The organism is Acinetobacter sp. YH12135 (genome assembly GCF_013418565.1).
In the GTDB taxonomy this organism is placed as follows: Bacteria; Pseudomonadota; Gammaproteobacteria; order Pseudomonadales; family Moraxellaceae; genus Acinetobacter; species Acinetobacter towneri.
The window spans coordinates 59,279-76,773 of the sequence record NZ_VPBU01000001.1 but is presented as its reverse complement, the minus strand read 5'-3'; the positions used below and the strand labels follow the sequence as shown (position 1 = coordinate 76,773).

Below are 17,495 nucleotides of genomic sequence, written 5' to 3'. Positions count from 1 at the left end.
TAAAGAAAGGGAGTTTAAGAATGATTGAGGGACAATGTTTATGTGGTGCGGTGTATTACCGTTACCATGCCGAAATTGAAAAAACAATATTATGTTTTTGCCAGCATTGCCGTCGTGCGCAAGGCGGTATTATGGGATGGAATAGTCCAGTGGCACGCGAACATTTTGAAGTGGTGCGTGGCTTAAAATATCTAAAAGAATATTTTCATAGTCCCAATAAAGCACGGGTATTTTGTCAGGAGTGTGGCAGCCCGATTTATTCTTATCGGCTAGATTTACCCGATATTATTCGCTTACGCTTAGGGACAGTGACTCAAGGCAAAGTTCCCGAACCATGTGAGCAAGCATTTGCGCAATACAAACCCAACTTTTTGGCAATTGAGTCGTGTGAATAGTTATTCACCGAATATACAATGCTAAAATAGAACTTGAGTTGAAACGACCCTGACTTGAAAATGAAAAAATATATTTATTTATGCCTTACTTTGGGGATGACCTTGCAAAATGTCTATGCTGCGAGTGCAGAGCAGTATGTGTTGGCTGTTGAAGAAATTAATGCGCAATATAAACAAGATACCCGACAGTTTTTACGAGGCTTAAACCCACAACAGCAGGGTTTTAATCCGCAGCAACAGCAGCAGTTTTGCGGCATTGTTAGTCGTTATGTTGATCGTTTATATCAGGCAGCAGATGAAAACCGTGCCTATTTGGATCGTCGTTATCAGAATATTAATAAACAGGACGTGATTCAGCAGGTCAGCACATCTAAAGAAATGCAATTACTGAAAAAATATCAAGTGAACTGCGATTTAAAGTAAAAAGTTAAAGCAGAAGTGTCTAAGGGTGAATAGATAATCTATCTCATCCTAGGTTTAGCATTTTACTTAATAGCATTAGATAGAAAGATTAAAGCGGGCTTAATCTGACATTTAAATCAGTGTTCGGAGAAGCACAAATTTGGGGTGAGCTAATTAGCTTAATTTGGCTTTAATTTTGGCAGATACTTGAGCAGGATCGGCGCGCCCGGCTATGAGCGGACGCAGAGAGTTCATCACCTTACCCATATCTTTCATGCTAGTAGCTTGTTGCGCTTCAATGGTTTGCGCAATCATGGAATCAAGTTCTTCCTCAGTCATAGCTTCTGGTAGAAACTGAGATAACACCTCAATTTCGGCTTGTTCCTTACTAGCTAAATCTTCTCGGCCAGCGCCTTCAAAGGCTTTAACCGATTCTTTACGTTGTTTAATTTGCTTTTCAATGACCGCAAGAACCTGAGCCTCGTCAAGCTCTTTGCGCTCATCGACTTCGATTTGCTTAATTGCCGCCTGTAGACTACGAATTACCGTTAACTTATCCATTTCTTTGGCGCGCATTGTCGCTTTCAAAACGTCAGTAATTTGGTTTTTTAAAGTCGTCATCATTTAATCCAGACAGGCAATCACAAATTAATTAGTAAAGGCGAGTAGTACGTACTGATTCACGCGCCAATTTCTTTTGGTAGCGTTTAACAGCAGCAGCTTTTTTGCGCTTACGTTCTTGAGTTGGTTTTTCGTAGAATTCACGCTTACGTACGTCAGCTAAAACACCTGCTTTTTCGCAAGAACGTTTGAAACGACGGATAGCTACGTCTACTGGTTCGCCTTCTTTCAATTTAACTTGTGGCATGAAGAATCCTCATTAAGTTATGGATAAGATCTGGGCGAAATTGCCCACGATCACAAGTGAAGGTCAGTATTTTACTCATTTACATCTCATATCACAAGTCTATAATAGGTTTCGCAATAGAATTGATACAGGTTATAGGCAATTTAATGATCGTTTTAGGCTTAGAAACATCTTGTGATGAAACAGGACTTGCACTGTATGACAGCGAGTTAGGTTTGCGCGGGCAAGTACTGTATAGCCAAATTAAATTGCATGCAGAGTATGGTGGTGTGGTACCCGAACTGGCTTCACGTGACCATGTGCGCAAACTTATTCCTTTAATCAATCAATTGCTTGAGCAGAGCCAAGTCAAAAAATCTGAAATTGATGCAGTGGCTTATACCCGTGGGCCGGGGCTAATGGGCGCACTCATGACAGGCGCATTATTTGGACGAACTTTAGCTTTTGCTTTAAATAAACCTGCAATTGGGGTGCATCACATGGAAGGGCACATGCTTGCACCATTATTGTCTGCGACACCGCCAGAATTTCCGTTTGTCGCTTTATTGGTTTCGGGTGGACATACACAGCTCATGGCAGCTTATGGCATTGGCCAATATGAATTGTTAGGCGAGTCGATTGATGATGCTGCAGGCGAGGCTTTTGACAAAGTTGCCAAAATGATGGGTTTACCGTATCCGGGTGGGCCAAATATCGCCAAACTAGCTGAACAAGGCGATGCCAAAGCTTTTGAATTTCCACGTCCAATGTTGCACCAAGGCTTAGAATTTTCATTTAGCGGTTTAAAAACTGCGGTTTCAGTACAAATGAAAAAGTTAGGTGATGAAAACCGTGATGCCGATATTGCGGCAAGTTTCCAAGAAGCGATTGTTGATACTTTGGTGAAAAAATCGGTAAAAGCTTTAAAACAAACAGGTTTAAAACGCTTGGTGATCGCGGGTGGGGTGAGTGCAAATACTCGGTTACGTGAGCGTTTAGAAGCAGATTTAGCTAAAATTCGTGCAACGGTTTATTATGCAGAACCTGCATTGTGCACCGACAATGGTGCAATGATTGCTTTTGCGGGCTATCAGCGTTTAAAAGCAGGGCAGCAAGATGGTTTATCGGTTACGACTACACCACGTTGGCCAATGACGGAGCTTACCAATCCAACTGCGGGTTAAGTTGTTCGTAGCATAAAATCAATCAGAGGCAATAATCTGCCTCTGACTTTATATGCTAAATTTTTACATTAATATTAGAAACGAATACTTAAGACTTAGCGAACTGCGTCCATTAAACCTTTGGTAAGATCTTTCATCATGCCTTGCATCACAGCATTCCCTGCATTTGTACAGTTTTCTAATTTTTTACCTTCTAGTGATTTACCTTGATTGGCCATTTCTTCGCACTTCTGCAAAACTTTTTTAGCTTCATCTAAGTTCTCGGCATAATACTCTTGCGTTTTCACTTGTGTACATGCTGTAAGCGTTGTAATTAAACTTACTGTAATTAACAAATTTTTAAATTTAAACATTATTTTTTAACCGTTGTTTGTTTTAAAGAGATTGCATCTTAAGCGAATAATGGGTTCATAAAATAATACAATGGACTAAAGTTGATCTTATTAAGTAAAATTAAATAATTGCAATATAAATATTTTTTAATAATTTTTCTGAAATTTTATAGTCATATTCTATCCCAAACTTTATTTCACGTATTGGTTTCAAATAGAACTTCTTTATTTTTTTTGTGCACTCATCCTACAATTTATAGAAATCCATAAAGTAGCTGACAGCAGTATTTAAATCTGTGAATCCTGTCCAATTGTTGTGTTTTCAACTTTAAACTATGATTTTTGGTAGATATTTAATATAAAACCAATTGAGATAAACATGCGATTTAAAAATACATTTTGCATTATTTGTGTGATGGGGATGATGGTATTGACCGCTTGCGAAGGGGCTGAGTCAATACAGCAAAATATAAATAGTACAGAAAATCAGCCGAGTTCAGTGACAGCCCAACAGGTCGAAGTACCGACTCGTTTGACTACTGTAGCAACTCATCCTTCGGCTATCACACCTGAAGCGAGAGTACCGCAAGAAGTATATGTAGGAGAGCCGACTGTGGCAGAAATGCAGGCGCATGGCGAAGAATTTTATAAAGACACATTGGCACGGATTGCTGCAGAACAAGGTCAGTAGTCGCTCAGTCATTTAGCGCGTTTAAATAGAGTGGGTTGCTGACTATCTTCTATATGCAAACAACCCATTAAAATATTTAAAGTGCTTTAAGTTGCTGCGAGCCAATCCAGTGTTTAGAAAATTGATAGGCAGCACGCCCTGAACGCTGTCCACGTGCCTGACACCATCTTAATGCTTCTGCACGTACTTCGGCAGTCATTGGCATTTCGGCTTTGTGTAAATAATGCTCCACAATTTCTAAATATAGATTTTGATCCATTGGATAAAACGACAGCCATAGACCAAAGCGATCAGACAGTGAAATTTTCTCTTCAATTGCTTCTTGAGGATGCAACTCAGTATATTGCGGTACATCTACACGAGTGACAGGTGTATTTTCATGCATAAATTCAGGTAATAGATGACGTCTGTTACTGGTTGCATAAATAATAAAATTACTGGAACCTGATTGTAATGAACCATCTAAAACACTTTTTAAACTACGATAATTTTCATCTTCTGCGTTAAAAGCTAAATCATCACAGTAGACAATAAATTTTTCAGGACGATGCTGAATGATTTTTTGAATTTCTGGCAATTCAGACAAATCATCGCGTTCAATTTCAATTAAACGTAATCCTTGATTGGCATACTCGGTCAATAGGGCACGTACAATAGATGATTTTCCCGTACCGCGTGAGCCTGTAAGTAACACATCATTGGCAGGTAAGCCATTTAAAAACTGCAAGGTGTTTTGAATGACTTTTTCTTTTTGCTTTTCGATGCCTTTTAAATCATCTAAATCAATTTTTCTTGGTTGTTGAATCGCTATCAATTGTCGATCTTGCCATTTGAATGCGATGGCGGAAAAGTCGGTTTCTTGTTTTAAAGCAGGTAAACTTTGCTGTAGTTGTTGGAGTACATGAGAAAGTGATAATAAGATGTTGTCGGGTAAATCTAGGTTTGCCATGATAATTCAGCTTAAAAAATGCAGATCAGATTGCTACACTTTAAGACTAGCGCAATTGACCTAGATTTGACAATCAAAGTGTGAATCGAGTCATTGACGCGTATTACAATTTTTTAGATATTGTTGTGTATAGTAGGCATAGGCAAGCGTAGTGCTGCGAATAAACCAACGGATTGAGGAATGCTATGTTATTTAAAGATTTCACCGAAGATGTTAATCCGCATCAAGCCTATCGCATAAAAAAACTCAAGCGCCAAATTCAAAATGCCGAATCGTATGAAGAATGGAAAAGTATTGCCATTCGTATAGATGAAGAAACTGGTGCGCAAGAATGGAAATATGACAACAGTTCGCCATATTTTGATGCGGAAATTATCTCGCATCGTTTAAATTTATTACGCCGTTATCGCACCACCGAACGCAGTCACGATTTAATTTATATTTTGCGTGAAGGTTTAACTTTTGACATCGCCAATATTGCCCATCCGATGTTGTTTACTGCAACCTATGTGGGTACTAAAAAAATTATTGAAGATTATGTGGATGAAGTCAGTAAAAGTTTGGCTTTTGTCGCTTCAGATGAATGTCAGGCTTTAACCAAAGTAGAAAAAATAGAGTTTTTTCAGCAATGCCAAACTGCATACGGACAACCTGCCTTGATGTTCTCTGGTGGGACAACGCTAGGTTTGTTTCATACTGGTGTTTGTAAGGCCTTACTTGAACAGGATTTAATGCCTAAAGTGCTGTCGGGTTCGAGCGCGGGTGCAATAATGACTGCAATGCTAGGCATCGCAAAACCTGAAGAAGTACAGCATATTTTGGGTGGTGAGTCATTTTTCCACGAAGCATTTCAGTTTAGACAAATGCGCGAAATTCTTAAAGGCAATGGTGGAATTGCCGATGTGCATTATTTAAAAAAATTCCTGATCAAAAACTTGGGCGATACCACGTTTGAAGAAGCTTTTCAAAAATCAGGTTTGCATATTAATGTGGCGGTTGCGCCTTATGATGCATCGCAAGACTCACGCATTATGAACAGCTTCACTGCGCCAGATTTGTTGGTTTGGAGTGCGGTGTTGGCCTCGTGTGCTGTGCCAATTTTATTTCCACCAGTACGTTTAACCAACAAGCGTTATGATGGCGAACACACTCCATATATGGGTAAAACCCGTTGGGTGGATGGCAGTGTGCGTAGCGATTTCCCACAGGAAAAAATGGCACGTTTGTATAATATTAACTACACCATCGCCAGTCAGGTCAATCCACATGTAGTGCCTTTTATGCAGGATGATATTAAGCGTTATCGTAAAGATATGCTGAGTTGGCCAGAACGGATTATTCGTCGTCAGGGCAAAGTCATTAGTCGTGGGGTAATGGATTTTGTACGTGAGCGCGCAGGAGCTGTACCGCCAGTGCGTCGTTTGCTAGATCATGGCTATGGCATTGTCGATCAACGCTATTATGGTGATGTGAATATTGTAGGAAGCTATAACCTGCGTCATTACAGCTATATGTTGCAAAACCCGAAACCACATTTATTTAAAATTTTACAGCGTGAAGGCGAGCGTGCGACTTGGCCGAAAATTTCATCGATTGAAACGCATGCACGTGTCGGTAAAACTTTGCAACATTGCTTAGAATTATTAAATGCACCTCAAATAGAGGTATCCACCGAAGTCGCAGCAGAAATGCGCACTGGCGCAAGTGTTGTTTAATGTTTTAAATTTGGATGTTCAACAGCTAGATACTGCGCAGTTCGAGTTGCGCAGTAAAGCGCAAAGTTTGCAACATGGTCGGCATATTTATCGTTTTGAACATCAAGGGCAGTTTTATTGGCTGAAAGCCCAACAACAGGGAGTTTATGCGACAGTAGAGCAGGGCTTTGCACAAGAATGGAACTTTTATAAACAGTACGCGCAATCATCACATTTATCTTTTTTATTGCCATGTGAATTGATGGATGCTGCACCCATTCATATTCAGCCGCAGGGTAATTCACATGACATTTCATCGCATTATTCACAGGTCTATTCACGTGCTTTAATTCTGTCTGAGGCGCAAGCTATTTTTGCGATGGGTAATCTACCTGAATATACAGAAGCGATTAAACACATATTTTTGCGTGTCTTTGAAGCAGTGGATGCATTGCATCAATTGGGTTGGATTCATGCCGACTTAAAAGCTGAACATATTGTGCAGTTAGATGGGCAAATCAAACTGTTAGATTTTGAGCAAGCACAGCAAGTTGCAGATATTCAATGTCAGGGGATGACCGCCACACCACGTTATATGGCGCCAGAATTATTTCACGGACAGCCTAAAACTGCACAAAGTGATATTTATGCGTTAGGCATTATTTTTTATGAGTGGTTAACGCAACAACGCTTACAGGCAAAGAGTTACCACGATTGGGCATATTTGCACTGTCAAAGATTGCATATTCAACTTCCCATACATCTACAAGCATTTTTACCACTGCTGAATCACATGTTGGCAAAGTCTTATTCGCAGCGTGCAACGAGTATTGCAGAGTTGAAATTATGGCTTAGTGGCTGAATATGCTTAAGAAAAAATCAAAAAATAGTTTTTTGTTTTTTATTTAAACAGTCATTGTGCTTTTTTATAAAAAAGGCTTGTCATCAGGAAGTGATCTCTATAATATACACAGCCATCGGGGACGTGGCGAAATTGGTAGACGCACTGGATTTAGGTTCCAGCGCCGCGAGGTGTGAGAGTTCGAGTCTCTCCGTCCCCACCACTTAAATATCAAGTCAGCTTGATTTTAAGTTACAGAGGATTGGTGTAATGGTAGCATGACGGTCTCCAAAACCGTTCGTCAAGGTTCGAATCCTTGATCCTCTGCCAAATTAAAATCCAACAACTCAGTTGGTACCCGATGTTGGGGACGTGGCGAAATTGGTAGACGCACTGGATTTAGGTTCCAGCGCCGCGAGGTGTGAGAGTTCGAGTCTCTCCGTCCCCACCATACATTAAAGAGCAAGGCAATGACCTTGCTTTTTTATTGCCTGTTATTTTAGCTTTAAATCATTGCATCTCTTTGACAAGGCTTAGATGTATTTTAAGATTTAAAGTTCAGTATAAAAAAAAGCCCATAAACAGGTTATGGGCAAGATCATCTTTAAGTGTTGATGAAATACGATTTGAATTTTTATTTTTGCATCCTATCAAGTTCAACCGTTATCGCATACTTATCTATATTGTATAAGTACTTATGCTTTTAAATGGTCTTCAAATTCCTCGCCTAATTTCATTGCTAAAGCATTACCAGAAAGCTCGCAAGTGACCAAACCATATTCTTTTTGAAAGCTAAATGTGAAACCGTGACCATCCGCCAAATTTTTGACTGAATAACCTAATTTTTCTAACCAAATACGAAACGCAATTAAATTTTTTGCTTTAACAACTTTTTTCACGAGAGAACTCCTATCCATTTATTTAATTATTAATAGGGATATTTCTTGAATTTTTAAAGGGCAGAAATGTATTTCTTTGACATTTTTTTCACTGATTTTTAGAAATCTAAAGTCCTTTTAAGCAATTAGAATATTTTAAAAGAATTATTTATTTGTAAATTATTGATATTTATTATTTTAACTGAGGTGGCGTAATTAATTTTAAGGTCTTAGATATATTGCCAAAAGATGACTTGGAAATAATTTGTTGATGATTTTTGGTTTTAGACTGTATTTATTTTCAGCATGAACACATGAAGATTTTCCATTGTTTTCATGCAAAGCTTTAATTTAGCGCAATGCATATCAGTGTGGAGCATGTCGGCACCAAATGGACATTAGCTTATACTATGGTTGAGTTTGAAGATTTGGAAAATAAACATGACTGCACAAACAATCCAACAGCAGGCTGAGTACATAGTGAAGCAGATGCAAAATCAAGGGCTAGAGCCTTTTGCTGTGATGCTTGGGCATGAAGATTGGTTACTGTTTTCCTCGCAATCCAAAGTGGCTTATACGCCTTTTGGCAGCGCACGCCGTTATCAGCCTGCATTGTCCAATTTACTTTTGGTGCGGGTCGATGAAATGAATGCTGTGCGTGTGGTGACGCAAACTCAATTAGATGAGTTTGCTGCCAGTAATCAGATTTTATAATCCGAGAGAAATATCAGATGCTTTATGATCAAAGCATCAATTTAAAAGTTGTCTTTGAGTTCACGTAATTTCTGAAATTCTTCGACACTTTCGGCTCTTAAAAATGGATTGGTTTCCAGTTCTAGTTCGATGCTGCTTGGCAAAGTGGGTTGATTAAGCATGCGTAAACTTTCAATTTGTTGATAACGCTCTTGAATGGCAACATTGTCGGGTTCTACATGCAGTGCAAATTGTGCATTCGCCAATGTATATTCATGGGTGCAATATACTCGGGTACGCGGAGGCAGCGCTGCCAAGCGGTTTAAAGATTGATACATTTGCAAATATGTACCTTCAAAAACACGCCCACAGCCCATCGCAAATAAAGTGTCGCCACAGAACAATACATCCAACGCATCTATAAAATACACAATATGCCCCAAGGTATGTCCCGGAACGGCAATAACATCGACCTGTAAATCATGAAAATTGATATGGTCTTGGTTTTGTAAAGGATGCGTGATAAACGGAATTTTGCTCAATTCTTCACGTGGCCCATAAACAGGTAAATTACGTTCTGCAATGAGTTCAGGCACACCGCCAATATGGTCTTGATGCCAATGCGTCAACCAAATTTGCGCGATCTCTAAACCATGATTTTGGCAAAAACCTTCAACAGGTTTGGCATCAGTTGGGTCAACCACCACCACTTGTTTGCTGGCACAATGTTCAAGCAACCAAATATAGTTTTGTGATGGTTTCTGCGCATCAATAAGATGAACTTGGTAGTGCATGCTCAGTTCCTGAAACTTAATCGCTTGTGGCTATTACAGCATGCTTTTGCGGGCGTGTAAAAGTGTATCCCCAAGTGTCTGAGTATCGCTTTGCTATGTGACCACTTGATGATGAACAAGAGATGTAAAGATAAAATAGAAATAAAAATCAAATCCATAAAAAATGCCGTGTTTAACACGGCATTTTACAACAGAGATTCGGTGAAGTCTTAGCGGATTTTTGCCAAGAAACGACCTAAACGTGTCATTGCTTCACGTAATTCATTTTCTGCTGGCAAGAACACCACACGGAAATGATCAGGCGTTGGCCAGTTAAAACCTGTACCTTGAACCAACAAAACTTTTTCTGCTTTGAGTAAATCGAGCATTAACTTTTCGTCATCTTCAATTGGATAGACGTTTGGATCAAGTTTCGGGAAGCAATACATTGCACCCTCAGGTTTGACACAAGACACGCCAGGAATGTCGTTCAGCATTTCCCATGCAATGTTACGTTGTTCGTATAAACGACCACCCGGACGAATCAAGTCATTGATAGACTGATAACCACCCAATGCTGTTTGAATCGCGTACTGCGCCTGATGGTTGGCACACAAGCGCATAGACGCAAGCATGTCTAAACCTTCAATGTAGTCTGCAGCGCGTGATTTATCGCCTGTAATCGCCATCCAGCCTGAACGGAAGCCTGCAATGCGATACGATTTAGACAAGCCATTGAATGAAATACAAAGCTGATCACCCGCTAAAGCTGCAACCGCAACATGCTCAATGCCGTCATAAATAATTTTGTCGTAAATCTCATCGGCAAATAAAATTAAGTCATATTTTTTTGCCAATGCTACAATTTGTTCCAACACATGACGTGGATAAACCGCACCCGTTGGGTTATTCGGGTTAATAATGACAATACCGCGCGTATTTGGCGTGATTTTGCTTTCCATATCGGCAATGTCTGGATACCAAAAGTTTTCTTCATCACATTTGTAGTGAATAGCAGTACCGCCCGATAAATTCACTGCCGCAGTCCAAAGCGGGTAGTCAGGCATTGGTACCAGCATTTCATCGCCATCGTCTAACAAGCCTTGCATCGCCATAACAATCAGTTCAGACACGCCGTTGCCAATATACACATCATTGACATGCATATCGAAAATGCCTTTTTGCTGATAGTACTGACAAATCGCTTTACGCGCAGGGAAAATCCCTTTGGAGTCGGTATAACCAATCGCATTAGGCAAGTTCAATGCGACATCATTAATAATTTCCTGTGGCGCTTCAAAACCGAATGGGGCAGGGTTGCCAATATTCAGTTTAATAATTTTATGACCGGCCTCTTCCATTTCATTGGCCGCTCGTAACACAGGTCCGCGAATGTCGTAGCATACATGCTCAAGTTTTGATGATTTTTTTATTTCGCGCGGAGTCGTGTTACCTAGTACGGACATAGTTCCATCCAATGATTAGAAGATAAATAAATTATAGATTACTGAAATATCACAATCTATGCTGAAATTTAGCTAGATATTTTGCAAGGTCTAGCGTAAAAATGGAAGTACTGAAGCATGACACTGAATGTCAAAGATTTAAAGGAGTTAGTGATGGGAAAACTCAATAAAACAGACCGAGAATGGCAAAGAGAGTTATCACCAGAGGAATTTCGGATTACACGTCAAAAAGGCACGGAGCCTGCTTTTACGGGGAGATATTGGAATACTAAACAAGAGGGGATTTATACCTGTCGTTGTTGCGGTACAGCGCTATTCTCATCTGAAACAAAATATGACAGCGGTAGCGGTTGGCCAAGTTTCTATCGTCCAATCCAGCCTGGGGTGATTGAAGAACATCAGGATGGTTCGCATGGCATGCAGCGTACTGAGATTGTTTGTCATCATTGTGACGCACATTTAGGGCATGTTTTTGATGATGGTCCACAGCCAACAGGATTGCGCTATTGTGTCAATTCGGCTTCTTTAGAACTCAAAACACAAGAAAAAAATGATGAGGGAAATTATCCATGACCAACATTTATCAGTTTGAAGCTGAGTTGTTAGATGGACAAAATAAAGCCTTTAGCGATTATGAAGGGAAGGTTTTGTTGATTGTAAATACAGCCAGCAAGTGTGGTTTTACGCCTCAATTTGCGGGTTTGGAAAAGTTATACCAACAATATAAAGACCAAGGTCTGGAAGTTTTGGGCTTTCCGTGCAATCAGTTTGGTGGGCAAGATCCAGGCTCCAATGAGCAAATTGGGAGCTTCTGCCATAAAAACTATGGTGTCAGTTTTCCAATGTTTAGCAAAATTGATGTGAAAGGTCCTGAAGCACATGCGATTTTCCGTTACCTGACCAATAACAGTAAAGGTATTTTGGGCAACGGAATTAAATGGAATTTCACCAAGTTTTTAATTGGCAAAGATGGCAAGGTGTTGAACCGTTTTGCTCCGACCACAAAACCTGAAGATTTGCAGGCGGAAATTGAAAAGGCTTTACGATAAAGGCTTGCGCTTGTGCAAGTAAGATAATTAAGGCGATCAGATGATCGCCTTAAATTTAGTTGAAATCATTAACTTATAAAATCGCTTTAAGACGTTGAATTACTTGTTCACATTGTGCCAAATCTGCAACCAAAGCCAAGCGAACATGGTTTTCACCCGGGTTACCTTGTGCGGTTTCACGAGATAAATACCGACCTGGCAGCACTTTAATATGGGCTTTTTCCATCAATATTTTGGCAAAATTTTCATCATGGTCGACTTTGAGCCAGTAATAAAAACCTGCATCTGGTTTTTTTAATGGCAGTAAATGCCCAAGTTCCGTTTGGAATAATTCAAACTTGGCGCGATATTGTTGACGATTATCTTCAACGTGCTGTTCATCATCCCAAGCTGCAATAGATGCCAATTGATGTTGTACAGGCATTGCCGCACCATGATAGGTACGATATTGCAAATAAGGTTTTAATAAGTTGGCATCGCCCGCAACAAAGCCTGAACGCATGCCGGGTAAGTTTGAGCGTTTAGACAAAGAATGGAATACGATGCAGTTTTTGTAGTCATCGCGTCCAAGTTCGGCACAGACTTCCAGTAAACCTGTAGGCGCTTGGTCAAACCATAATTCTGAATAACATTCATCAGATGCAATGACAAAATTATATTGATCTGACAGGGCAATCAGCTTTTTAAATTGTTCTTTTGAAAGGACAGCACCCGTTGGATTTCCCGGTGTACAGACAAATAATAAAGCAGTTTTTTCCCAGACTTTTGCAGGTACAGCATCAAAATCACCCAAGTAATTATTGTCTTCGGTGCAATTGATGAAATAGGGTTGAGCACCTGCCAATAAAGTTGCCCCTTCATAAATTTGATAAAACGGATTGGGCATCACTACATAAGGCGCATCTTCACGTCGAATCAAGGCTTGTACAAAGGAAAAAATCGCTTCACGTGTACCTGAAACGGGGAGTACTTGTGTGTCTGGGTTAACTTGCTTTAAATGAAAGCGTTGTGTCAGCCAATGGGCAATGCTGTGACGTAATTCAGGCAGACCTTTGCTGTTCGGATAAGTTGATAAATGCTGAAAATTATCAATAATGGCCTGTTTGACAAATTCAGGTGCAGGATGTTTAGGTTCGCCAATAGACAGTGGAATTAACGGCAAATTTGCAGGTTGTACGTCCTGAAATAGTTTGTTTAACTTTTCAAAAGGGTAAGGATGTAATAAGGACAAACTTGAGTTCATGGATGTTCCGTAAATTGAAGTTAATGTTGACCACAGACCTGATTAGAGGCCTCATCTAAAGCAGCTTTGAGCTGGATTGCAAAGGTATCTGCTTCAGATTTTGTCATTGGGTTGCCATCTTTTTTGGTGACGAAGAAAATATCTTCGGCACGTTCGCCCAGGGTGGCAATTTTGGCGGAGTGAATATCTAAGCCTTGCATCATAAACAAGCCGCCAATTTTGGCGAGTAACCCGGGATGATCTAGTGTGGCAATTTCGACCATGTTTTGATTCAGCGCTGCATTGAAAGTCACTTCTACTGTATTTTCAATGTCAAAATGACGTAATTGACGCGGAATGCGGCGTTGCATCAAACCCGGATATTTATCTGACTGGCTCAAGGCATTCACTAAAGCCTCAATCACCATTTCTTCACGTTCAGGGTCTGTTAAGAGTGTGCCAAAACGGTCTAAGACCACGTAAGTATCCAAACTAAAGGCTTTGGTCGCAGTAATAATTCGTGCATCCTGAACGTCAAGGTTCATGCGGTCTAAAATAGCGACAGTTGTGGCAAATAGGTTAGGTTGGTCTTGCGTGTAAATAAAGATTTGTACTGCGTCTTGTGCTGATTTTCGGTGCGCGCGCATGAGCACTAATGGTGCAGGATTATCGCCATGCTCCAAAATCGCGCGGGTATGCCATGCAATTTCATCGGCAGATTCTTTAATAAAGTATTCATCGCCCAGTTCTTGCCAGACTTTTTCAACAGCACTGAGTTCAAAATCTTTAACCAGTAACTCGCTTGCCGCAAATTTGGTGTCTTCAATCAGCATTTGATAATCGACGGGACGCCCAAGTCCTGAGCGAATGACATCACGCGCTTGCGTATAAAGTTGGCGCATTAAGGATGCACGCCATGAGTTCCAGAGTGTTGGATTAGTCGCATTAATATCAGCAACCGTTAAGGTATAGAGATAATCTAAATGCTCCATATCTCCCATTTTTTCAGCAAATTCCTTGACCACATCGGGGTCAGAAATATCTTTTTTCTGTGCTGTGACTGACATCAACAAGTGATTTTTGACTAACCATGCCACAAGGTTACATTCACGTTCAGTAAATCCGTGTTTACGGCAAAACTCAATCGCATCTACCGCACCAAGTTCACTGTGATCACCACGACGACCTTTAGCAATATCATGGAAAATCGCAGCCAAATAAATAATGTCACGACGGGCTAAACGCTGAAATACCGAACTGACCACAGGAAAATCTTTCGCGAATTCAGGTTCTTTGAAGCGGCTTAAATTGCGGAGTAATAGTAAAATGTGCGCATCGACTGTATAAATATGGAATAAGTCGTATTGCATTAAACCTGTAATTTGACCAAAAGCGGGGATGTAATTGCCCAATACACCTAAGCGTTTCATAGTCACCAAGGTATTATACAAGCGGTGCGGTGAGCGCAAAATTGCCATAAACAGCGCTTGATGCGTTGGATCATCACGGAAACTTTGGTCAATACGCTTGGCTGCAAGTGTCAGCAGGCGCAGTGTTCGTGCGCGAATTCCTTCAATTTCAGGACGATTGGCCAATAAATAGAAAATTTCTAAAATTGCGCTTGGTTTTTCTGAGAAAATTTTGTGGTGCTGCACGGCAAGTTTGCCATCGACCAGTTTAAAATTTTCATTAATTTCTTCAATGTTACGTTCATAATTAGGCAAACGCGGGGTAATGACCGACTCATTAAAATAGGCCAGCAACATTTCATTTAAAGTGGAAACTTGCTGTGCAGAGCGATAATAACGCTTCATAAATTGTTCAATCGGGTAATTTTGCGGTTTACCTTCTTCTCGAACATAGCCAAAAGTTGCTGCAATATCTCGTTGATAATCAAACAATAAACGGTTTTCATCACGTTTGGTTAAACGATGGAGATGATGACGGATTTCCCATAAAAAGCTTTCGGCTTCTTCGAGTACACCCAATTCAAATTCTGAAATAAAACCTAAATGCACCAAGTCGTAAATACGATTGACGCGAAAATGGCGTTTGGCAATCCAGCCAATTTGGTTGATGTCACGAATACCGCCCGGAGCATTTTTAATATCGGGTTCTAAATTACTTTCGGTGTCATTGTGCTGCGCGTAACGCTTGCTTTGCTCCTCCATTTTGGCATCAAAAAAGGTTTTATCTGTCCAAGTCTGCGAAACAATACGACGCGGCCATTTGGCAAGCTGCTGATTTCCTGTAATTAAACGCGCTTCAATCAAGGCAGTTGCAACAGTTAAATCACTGGTTGCCTGAATCACACAGTCTTGAATAGTCCGCACGCTGGTGGCAGGTTTGAAGTTGCCAACATCCCATAAAGACGAAATAAAGGTCGAAATAAGTTGTTCTTGTTCTGCTGTAATTGCATCTTCCGATAACACCATAATATCGACATCTGAATAGGGCAGCATTTCTTTGCGCCCATAGCCACCTACCGCAAATAGGCTTAAATCGGTTTTGTCTAATTCAGCATGTTGCCATAAGAAAGTGAGCGCTTCATCAATCAGGTTAGAACGCGCCAAAATCACTTCACGAATGGATTGTCCATTTTCAAAACATTGTTGTAGCTGATTTTCGACATCGGTGCGCCATTGGTTAATGGCCTGAATGTCATGGTTGCTTTTTACATAATTCAGCAAGGGTAATGTAATGATCATGGACAATTCCGTTATGCAATGACGAGCTTAATTTTGATTTTCGTTTAAATGTACGCGAACAGTGTCCGCAGTATGCTGAGCTAGCTCACGCGCTTGCTCTGTGGTTTCTGCTCGTGCAGTGGCAACGCCCATACGACGACGCTCAAAACCTTCAGATTTGCCAAATAAACGTAAATCTGTATCGGGATGTGCTAATGCAAGATTCAGGCCAGAAAATGAAAGATTCGTTGCATCGACACCTGCATAAATCACCGCACTGGCTGCAACGCTATGGCGTGTGGTATTGACAGGTAAGCCTAAAATCGCGCGGGCATGTAATTCAAATTCACTTTGGAATTGTGAAGCCAATGTCACCAAACCTGTGTCGTGTGGACGTGGAGATACTTCACTGAACCAGACTTTATCGCCTTTCACAAACAGCTCTACACCAAAAATACCGCAACCACCTAAGGCAGTAGTCACTTTGTGTGCAATTCGTTTGGCTTCAGTCAAGGCAGCATCACTCATGGCTTGAGGTTGCCAGCTTTCTACATAGTCGCCTGCATCTTGACGGTGACCAATTGGGTCGCAATATGAAGTTTCGATCGCACCAGTTTCTGGGTTTTTAGCACGTACGGTTAATAAGGTAATTTCAAAATCGAAGTCAATTTGTGATTCAACAATCACAGTGCCTTGATTGACGCGCCCGCCAGTCTGGGCATATTCCCAAGCTGCATCAACTTCATCAAAGCAGGTGACACGCGATTGTCCCTTGCCTGAAGATGACATCACAGGCTTCACAAAGTTTGGATAACCAATGTCATCACATGCAGCGCGGAAAGATTCGAGAGAATTGGCAAAGCGATAAGCGGATGTCGGCAAACCTAATTCTTCTGCAGCCAAACGACGAATGCCTTCACGGTTCATGGTCAAATTTACCGCTTTGGCAGATGGAATCACTGTTGCAATATTTTGCGCTTCAATTTCAAGTAAAACTGATGTCGCAATGGCCTCAATTTCAGGCACAATTAAATTGGGTTGAATTTTTTCAATCAGTTGTTTTAATTCTGTGGCATCTGCCATGTTTAAAGTATAAGCATAATGTGCGACTTGCATGGCTGGCGCATGGTCGTAGCGATCGGCGGCATGTACTTCTACGCCTAAGCGTTGCAGTGAAATTACCACCTCTTTACCGAGTTCCCCTGAACCCAATAGCAAAACTTTAAAAGCAGAAGATTGAAGGGGAGTACCAATGGTCACGCTCATGTGAATCGTCCTTGCTAAAGTGGGCTTTTAGCATAGCAGAACTGTTCCATGAGTTAAGCCCTGTTTGCAACAAAATCATGATTTTGTCATCTACTTATATTGCATTCAGTGCTTTAAAGCAGTTAA

Annotated in this window: 19 protein-coding genes and 3 tRNA genes; 12 read left to right on the top strand and 10 right to left on the bottom strand. The window is 40.7% G+C overall.

Annotation, left to right across the window (positions count from 1 at the left end; genetic code table 11):
• The first annotated feature begins 20 nt into the window (after positions 1 to 20).
• Both FTU70_RS00340 and FTU70_RS00335 read left to right on the top strand, forming a co-directional pair.
• Positions 21 to 395, top strand: coding sequence for a GFA family protein (locus FTU70_RS00340; protein ID WP_096902524.1), 375 nt, complete (start codon positions 21 to 23; stop codon positions 393 to 395).
• Positions 396 to 455: 60 nt separating this feature from the next.
• Entirely contained in the window at positions 456 to 818 is a 363-nt protein-coding gene (locus FTU70_RS00335) for a hypothetical protein (RefSeq protein WP_004971462.1), read from the top strand.
• 153 nt (positions 819 to 971) lie between these two features.
• Here FTU70_RS00335 and FTU70_RS00330 read toward each other — a convergent pair whose 3' ends face one another.
• Both FTU70_RS00330 and rpsU read right to left on the bottom strand, forming a co-directional pair.
• Positions 972 to 1,418 carry a GatB/YqeY domain-containing protein gene (locus tag FTU70_RS00330; protein WP_179995367.1) on the bottom strand — a complete coding sequence of 149 codons (447 nt, stop codon included), beginning with the start codon at positions 1,416 to 1,418 and terminating at the stop codon, positions 972 to 974.
• A gap of 31 nt (positions 1,419 to 1,449) precedes the next feature.
• The gene (gene rpsU, locus FTU70_RS00325; RefSeq protein WP_001136722.1) at positions 1,450 to 1,665 is read right to left on the bottom strand and encodes a 30S ribosomal protein S21; all 216 of its coding nucleotides are present in this window, start codon (positions 1,663 to 1,665) and stop codon (positions 1,450 to 1,452) included.
• Between the two features lie 146 nt (positions 1,666 to 1,811).
• On the opposite strand from rpsU, the gene tsaD reads away from it, so the two are divergent.
• The gene (gene tsaD, locus FTU70_RS00320; protein ID WP_004971458.1) at positions 1,812 to 2,828 is read left to right on the top strand and encodes a tRNA (adenosine(37)-N6)-threonylcarbamoyltransferase complex transferase subunit TsaD; all 1,017 of its coding nucleotides are present in this window, start codon (positions 1,812 to 1,814) and stop codon (positions 2,826 to 2,828) included.
• Positions 2,829 to 2,923: 95 nt separating this feature from the next.
• Here tsaD and FTU70_RS00315 read toward each other — a convergent pair whose 3' ends face one another.
• Positions 2,924 to 3,181 carry an EexN family lipoprotein gene (locus tag FTU70_RS00315; RefSeq protein WP_004971457.1) on the bottom strand — a complete coding sequence of 86 codons (258 nt, stop codon included), beginning with the start codon at positions 3,179 to 3,181 and terminating at the stop codon, positions 2,924 to 2,926.
• 358 nt (positions 3,182 to 3,539) lie between these two features.
• Here FTU70_RS00315 and FTU70_RS00310 point away from each other — a divergent pair, with 358 nt between their 5' ends.
• The gene (locus tag FTU70_RS00310; RefSeq protein ID WP_179988428.1) at positions 3,540 to 3,851 is read left to right on the top strand and encodes a hypothetical protein; all 312 of its coding nucleotides are present in this window, start codon (positions 3,540 to 3,542) and stop codon (positions 3,849 to 3,851) included.
• A gap of 76 nt (positions 3,852 to 3,927) precedes the next feature.
• Here the strand turns inward: FTU70_RS00310 and FTU70_RS00305 are convergent, their stop codons facing one another.
• Positions 3,928 to 4,800, bottom strand: a complete 873-nt coding sequence (locus FTU70_RS00305; protein ID WP_096902520.1) for an ATP-binding protein — start codon at positions 4,798 to 4,800, stop codon at positions 3,928 to 3,930.
• Between the two features lie 185 nt (positions 4,801 to 4,985).
• On the opposite strand from FTU70_RS00305, the gene FTU70_RS00300 reads away from it, so the two are divergent.
• From FTU70_RS00300 to FTU70_RS00280, 5 genes are all read left to right on the top strand, one after another.
• Positions 4,986 to 6,515, top strand: a complete 1,530-nt coding sequence (locus FTU70_RS00300; RefSeq protein WP_180059794.1) for a DUF3336 domain-containing protein — start codon at positions 4,986 to 4,988, stop codon at positions 6,513 to 6,515.
• The gene (locus FTU70_RS00295; RefSeq protein WP_180059792.1) at positions 6,505 to 7,356 is read left to right on the top strand and encodes a protein kinase; all 852 of its coding nucleotides are present in this window, start codon (positions 6,505 to 6,507) and stop codon (positions 7,354 to 7,356) included. Before FTU70_RS00300 ends, FTU70_RS00295 begins: the two co-directional genes overlap by 11 nt.
• A 117-nt stretch (positions 7,357 to 7,473) precedes the next feature.
• Positions 7,474 to 7,558, top strand: a tRNA-Leu gene (locus FTU70_RS00290).
• A 33-nt stretch (positions 7,559 to 7,591) separates the two neighbouring features.
• Positions 7,592 to 7,665, top strand: a tRNA-Trp gene (locus FTU70_RS00285).
• Between the two features lie 36 nt (positions 7,666 to 7,701).
• Positions 7,702 to 7,786: transfer RNA gene (locus FTU70_RS00280), tRNA-Leu, on the top strand.
• A 244-nt stretch (positions 7,787 to 8,030) separates the two neighbouring features.
• Here FTU70_RS00280 and FTU70_RS00275 read toward each other — a convergent pair.
• On the bottom strand, positions 8,031 to 8,234 hold the full coding sequence (locus FTU70_RS00275) for a hypothetical protein (protein ID WP_004971452.1): 204 nt from the start codon (positions 8,232 to 8,234) through the stop codon (positions 8,031 to 8,033).
• 420 nt (positions 8,235 to 8,654) lie between these two features.
• Here FTU70_RS00275 and FTU70_RS00270 point away from each other — a divergent pair, with 420 nt between their 5' ends.
• Positions 8,655 to 8,927 (top strand): hypothetical protein, encoded by a 273-nt coding sequence (locus FTU70_RS00270; protein ID WP_104851819.1) that lies wholly within the window; start codon positions 8,655 to 8,657, stop codon positions 8,925 to 8,927.
• A gap of 41 nt (positions 8,928 to 8,968) precedes the next feature.
• Here the strand turns inward: FTU70_RS00270 and gloB are convergent, their stop codons facing one another.
• Together gloB and FTU70_RS00260 are read right to left on the bottom strand one after the other, a co-directional pair.
• The gene (gene gloB, locus FTU70_RS00265; RefSeq protein ID WP_179990106.1) at positions 8,969 to 9,700 is read right to left on the bottom strand and encodes a hydroxyacylglutathione hydrolase; all 732 of its coding nucleotides are present in this window, start codon (positions 9,698 to 9,700) and stop codon (positions 8,969 to 8,971) included.
• A gap of 209 nt (positions 9,701 to 9,909) precedes the next feature.
• Positions 9,910 to 11,145: a pyridoxal phosphate-dependent aminotransferase gene (locus tag FTU70_RS00260; protein ID WP_004971448.1), complete on the bottom strand. Its 1,236-nt coding sequence runs from the start codon at positions 11,143 to 11,145 to the stop codon at positions 9,910 to 9,912.
• A gap of 153 nt (positions 11,146 to 11,298) precedes the next feature.
• Here FTU70_RS00260 and msrB point away from each other — a divergent pair, with 153 nt between their 5' ends.
• Complete coding sequence (gene msrB, locus FTU70_RS00255; protein ID WP_096902313.1) at positions 11,299 to 11,718, top strand: peptide-methionine (R)-S-oxide reductase MsrB; 420 nt, start codon at positions 11,299 to 11,301, stop codon at positions 11,716 to 11,718.
• The gene (locus tag FTU70_RS00250) at positions 11,715 to 12,194 is read left to right on the top strand and encodes a glutathione peroxidase (protein WP_180059790.1); all 480 of its coding nucleotides are present in this window, start codon (positions 11,715 to 11,717) and stop codon (positions 12,192 to 12,194) included. Before msrB ends, FTU70_RS00250 begins: the two co-directional genes overlap by 4 nt.
• 73 nt (positions 12,195 to 12,267) lie before the next feature.
• Here the strand turns inward: FTU70_RS00250 and dapC are convergent, their stop codons facing one another.
• The 3 genes from dapC to purT are packed head-to-tail and all read right to left on the bottom strand — an operon-like array spanning position 12,268 to position 17,369.
• Positions 12,268 to 13,437 carry a succinyldiaminopimelate transaminase gene (gene dapC / locus FTU70_RS00245; protein ID WP_104851821.1) on the bottom strand — a complete coding sequence of 390 codons (1,170 nt, stop codon included), beginning with the start codon at positions 13,435 to 13,437 and terminating at the stop codon, positions 12,268 to 12,270.
• A 20-nt stretch (positions 13,438 to 13,457) separates the two neighbouring features.
• Positions 13,458 to 16,124, bottom strand: coding sequence for a [protein-PII] uridylyltransferase (gene glnD / locus FTU70_RS00240; RefSeq protein WP_180008169.1), 2,667 nt, complete (start codon positions 16,122 to 16,124; stop codon positions 13,458 to 13,460).
• Positions 16,125 to 16,151: 27 nt separating this feature from the next.
• Positions 16,152 to 17,369: a formate-dependent phosphoribosylglycinamide formyltransferase gene (gene purT, locus FTU70_RS00235; RefSeq protein ID WP_180059788.1), complete on the bottom strand. Its 1,218-nt coding sequence runs from the start codon at positions 17,367 to 17,369 to the stop codon at positions 16,152 to 16,154.
• Between the last annotated feature and the right edge of the window lie 126 nt (positions 17,370 to 17,495).

What these genes read in the sequence shown, in the direction of transcription:
- FTU70_RS00340 (WP_096902524.1), top strand. Translation starts at nt 21, where the DNA reads ATGATTGAGGGACAATGTTTATGTGGTGCGGTGTATTACCGTTACCAT.
- FTU70_RS00335 (WP_004971462.1), top strand. Translation starts at nt 456, where the DNA reads ATGAAAAAATATATTTATTTATGCCTTACTTTGGGGATGACCTTGCAA.
- FTU70_RS00330 (WP_179995367.1), bottom strand. Translation starts at nt 1,418, where the DNA reads ATGACGACTTTAAAAAACCAAATTACTGACGTTTTGAAAGCGACAATG.
- rpsU (WP_001136722.1), bottom strand. Translation starts at nt 1,665, where the DNA reads ATGCCACAAGTTAAATTGAAAGAAGGCGAACCAGTAGACGTAGCTATC.
- tsaD (WP_004971458.1), top strand. Translation starts at nt 1,812, where the DNA reads ATGATCGTTTTAGGCTTAGAAACATCTTGTGATGAAACAGGACTTGCA.
- FTU70_RS00315 (WP_004971457.1), bottom strand. Translation starts at nt 3,181, where the DNA reads ATGTTTAAATTTAAAAATTTGTTAATTACAGTAAGTTTAATTACAACG.
- FTU70_RS00310 (WP_179988428.1), top strand. Translation starts at nt 3,540, where the DNA reads ATGCGATTTAAAAATACATTTTGCATTATTTGTGTGATGGGGATGATG.
- FTU70_RS00305 (WP_096902520.1), bottom strand. Translation starts at nt 4,800, where the DNA reads ATGGCAAACCTAGATTTACCCGACAACATCTTATTATCACTTTCTCAT.
- FTU70_RS00300 (WP_180059794.1), top strand. Translation starts at nt 4,986, where the DNA reads ATGTTATTTAAAGATTTCACCGAAGATGTTAATCCGCATCAAGCCTAT.
- FTU70_RS00270 (WP_104851819.1), top strand. Translation starts at nt 8,655, where the DNA reads ATGACTGCACAAACAATCCAACAGCAGGCTGAGTACATAGTGAAGCAG.
- gloB (WP_179990106.1), bottom strand. Translation starts at nt 9,700, where the DNA reads ATGCACTACCAAGTTCATCTTATTGATGCGCAGAAACCATCACAAAAC.
- FTU70_RS00260 (WP_004971448.1), bottom strand. Translation starts at nt 11,145, where the DNA reads ATGTCCGTACTAGGTAACACGACTCCGCGCGAAATAAAAAAATCATCA.
- msrB (WP_096902313.1), top strand. Translation starts at nt 11,299, where the DNA reads ATGGGAAAACTCAATAAAACAGACCGAGAATGGCAAAGAGAGTTATCA.
- FTU70_RS00250 (WP_180059790.1), top strand. Translation starts at nt 11,715, where the DNA reads ATGACCAACATTTATCAGTTTGAAGCTGAGTTGTTAGATGGACAAAAT.
- dapC (WP_104851821.1), bottom strand. Translation starts at nt 13,437, where the DNA reads ATGAACTCAAGTTTGTCCTTATTACATCCTTACCCTTTTGAAAAGTTA.
- glnD (WP_180008169.1), bottom strand. Translation starts at nt 16,124, where the DNA reads ATGATCATTACATTACCCTTGCTGAATTATGTAAAAAGCAACCATGAC.
- purT (WP_180059788.1), bottom strand. Translation starts at nt 17,369, where the DNA reads ATGAGCGTGACCATTGGTACTCCCCTTCAATCTTCTGCTTTTAAAGTT.